Genomic DNA, 2030 nt, shown 5'->3' on the forward strand with positions numbered 1-2030 from the left:
CCACTTGGCGTCCTCGCGCTCGAGATAGGCCCTGAACTCGTCCGGCGTCATCGGGGTCGATTCCCCGCCGAGCTTCTCGAACTTGTCGATCACGCCGGGGTCTTTCAGGATCGCAACCAGCGTCTCGTGCAACTTGTCGACAACAGGCGCCGGCGTGCCCGCGGGCGCGAACAGGCCCGTAAATGTCTGGCCGTCGAAATCCTTGTAGCCGAGCTCGGCAAAGGTCGGGACGTCAGGCAGCGACTTCAGCCGGTGCGGGCTGGTGACCGCGAGCGCGCGGAACAGGCCGGCCTTGATGTGCTGGAGGCTGACCGTGAGCTGGTCGAACGCGAACTGCACCTGCCCGCCGAGCAGATCGTTGATGGCCGGCGCATTGCCGCGGTAGTGCGCGGTGACCCATTGCAGCTCGAGGCTGGACTGCATCAGCTCGCTGAGCAGATGGTTGGTGGTGCCGGGGCCGGGCGAAGCCATCGTCAGCTTGCCAGGCTCGCGCTTGGCGAGGTCGATGAATTCCTTGAAATTGTTGGCCTGCACGGAGGGATGCACCTCGAGCACCAGCGGCGTCATCGAGATGGTCGAGATCGGGAGAAAATCCTTCTTCCAGCTATAGGCATCCCGCTTGTTGATCTCGGTCGCGAACAGCACGGGGCCGTTGGCGCCGACGAACAACGTGTAGCCGTCGGGCGCCGATTTCGCGAAAGCCTCGCCCGCGATCATGCCGCCGGCGCCGGCCTTGTTCTCGATGATGAAGGGCTGGCCGAGCTTTTCCTGGAGCTTGTCGGCGATGATGCGCGCGGCGCTGTCGACATTGCCTCCAGCCGGATAGGGCACGATCAGCTTGACGCTGCGCGCCGGCCATTGCTGGGCCGCCGCGGGCCCCGCCAGCATTGCGGCTGCGGCAGCTATGGCAATCGCGATTAATCTCATGTTAACCTCCCGGCGGCGCTTGCAATTCACTTCGAACGCCTTGACGTTGCGCACGGCGCTCGATCGCCGCGCAATCTCCAGATGCGCGCTTTACCTGTCGAGTGAATTGTGGCGTTCTTGTCCATATTATGGACAACAGACCTTCTCGGAAAGCCACCCGCGGCGCGCTGGAACCGCGACAGGGCGCGCAGGCGATCCGGCGCGCGCTCGCTGTGCTGCGCATTCTTGCCGCAGGGCGCGAAGACGGTGTGCCGCTGGCCGAGGTCGTGCGGGCGACCGGCCTCACCCGTCCGACCGTGCATCGCATCGTCCACGTGCTGATCGAGGAAGGCATCGTCGAGCGGCACGATCGAACCGGCCGCTACGCGATCGGCAATCAGGTGCCGGAATTGGCGCTGGCACGGGCGCGGCCGTCGCGGCTGCTGGTCGCGGCGAATCCGTCGCTGCGGCGCGCCTCCGCCGAGATCGGCGACACGCTATTCCTGACGGTGCGGACCGGCAACGACACGCTGTGCGTCGATCGCAGGATCGGCGTCTATCCGATCCAGGTGCTGTCGATCGAGGTCGGCGCGCGCCGGCCGCTCGGCGTCTCTAGCGCCGGCGTCGCCATCCTCGCCGCGATGCCGGCACAGGACGCGCGAAAAATCGTCGCAGCCAACGAGAAACGGTTCGAGGCCTACCAGACCGACGTCGCGACGGTGATGAGCCAGATTACCGATGCAAGACGACGGGGTTACAATATGAGAGAGATCGGCCTCGTGCAGGGCACCAAATCGATCTCGACCTGGATCAAGACGCCGGACGGGCAGCCCGCCGCGGCGATCACGGTCTCCGCGGTTCGGACGAGGCTCGGTCCGAGGCGGGAGCAGGAGGTCGCCGAGATTTTGCTGCGGGAGGCGCGGATCATCGAGCAGGTGATCCGGGGTTAGCTTCGCCTCTCCCCGCTTGCGGAGAGTCAATCGCATATGAGCGGAGCGTTAGGCTCACTTAAGCTGCCACAGCGTCATGGCCGGGCTTGTCCCGGCCATCCACGCCGTTCCCCGCGGCACAAAGAACGTGGATGCCCGGGCATAGGCGAGCGGGAGCGACGCCGTCCTTCGGAC

At 65.7% G+C, this 2030-nt stretch carries 2 protein-coding genes; one reads left to right on the forward strand and one right to left on the reverse strand.

Annotated elements, in window-relative coordinates:
• Positions 1–927 (reverse strand): Bug family tripartite tricarboxylate transporter substrate binding protein (locus tag AC1D00_RS38530; RefSeq protein ID WP_477014283.1); only part of this gene is annotated, 927 nt, incomplete at its 3' end.
• A gap of 128 nt (positions 928–1055) precedes the next feature.
• On the opposite strand from AC1D00_RS38530, the gene AC1D00_RS38535 reads away from it, so the two are divergent.
• Positions 1056–1856 (forward strand): IclR family transcriptional regulator, encoded by an 801-nt coding sequence (locus AC1D00_RS38535; protein WP_404551093.1) that lies wholly within the window; start codon positions 1056–1058, stop codon positions 1854–1856.
• Positions 1857–2030: the final 174 nt, after the last annotated feature.

This window comes from Bradyrhizobium sp. P2_E8, from assembly GCF_056403875.1.